Source organism: Cupriavidus sp. 8B (assembly GCF_054589115.1).
In genome coordinates, this window is record NZ_BAAILO010000333.1 from 1 (window position 1) to 1,189 (window position 1,189).

Consider the following 1,189-nt stretch of genomic DNA (forward strand, 5'->3'; position numbering starts at 1 on the left):
CTGGTACACCCAGTAATGCGCGTGATCCCGGCCCTCGGCCACGTAATAATCGCGCGTCACCACCTCGCCCGCCCACCATCCCGCCTCGATGCGCTCGGGCGGGGAAACCATCCGCAGCGGCGAGCCGTAGAACGGCCGATGCTCGCGGATCAGCAACGCGATCGGCTTGTCCAACAACCAGGTGGGGCGCGGCAGCCGCGGTGCCTCGACAGCGGGTCCGGGCTCGCCGATGGCGGGCACCCAGGCATTGGCGACTTCGGGACGATAATCCGCCCGCATCTCGGGGCGCAGGATATTGTCGGCGCCGAGTCGCGCCGTCAGCAATTCCATCACGCGAGCTTGGTCCTCCGGCGTGCCGCCGGGCTCCGGGAACAAGGTTTCGCTGGGCGGTGCCTTGTGCTGGACGTCGGTCACGGTCAGGCGCACGGCAATCATCGGCGCGTCGACCTGCAATTGCGCCAGACGCTCACGCAGAAGTCGCAACAGGTGGTCCTCGCTCCAGGTCGGCTCGGCCAGTGCGATCTCAATTACCGTTGGTGGCAGGGCTTCCCGGCCTCGCTCGTGCTGCAGCTCGAGCGTGATCTTCGTCACCGCCAGCTGATGGGCCGTCAGCCAGCCGATCATCTGCACGATCAGGCCGCGGGCATAGAGCAGGGTGGCTTCGGCATGCTCGATGCGATCCGGCAGCTCGACCCTTGCACTAAAGGAGGGGGGCGCCTCGATCCAATCGAACACTTCTGGCGCCTGACCGAGGGCGCGATCCATGGCCTCGTTGAGTGCCTGACCGCAGCGCCGCTGCAGGCCAGCCCGCGGTAGTCGGCGAACGTCGCCCAGCGTGCGGCAGCCCAGTCCATCCAGCCATTCGAGATAGGGGCGTGCCGGTGGCAGGGTGCCGACGGACAGCCCAGCAACCTGGCGTTCCAGTGACTCGGCCTTCAGCGCGGTACCGCCGCCGGCGCGCGCCAGCAGCCACGCCCCTTGCGCGGTGGGCGCGCAACCGAGCGCCGTCGTGAAGCCAAGCGCCCGAGCAGTGTCCCGGATCCGGCGGCGCATCTTGGGAACGCCACCGAACAGCCGCAGGCTGGCCGACACGTCGACCAGTACCGAGGCCTCTTCCGCTTCGACCACGTTCGGCGAGAACTGCAGCAGCGCCATGGCCACCGCCCGCAAGGCCTCGGCCTCTTTCGCC

The 1,189-nt window shown here is 68.5% G+C and carries 1 protein-coding gene; it reads right to left on the minus strand.

Annotated features, from left to right (window positions below; all coding sequences use genetic code 11):
• On the minus strand, nt 1–1,189 hold a 1,189-nt coding region (locus ACYP5B_RS33600), incomplete at both ends, for a Y-family DNA polymerase (RefSeq protein ID WP_459572504.1).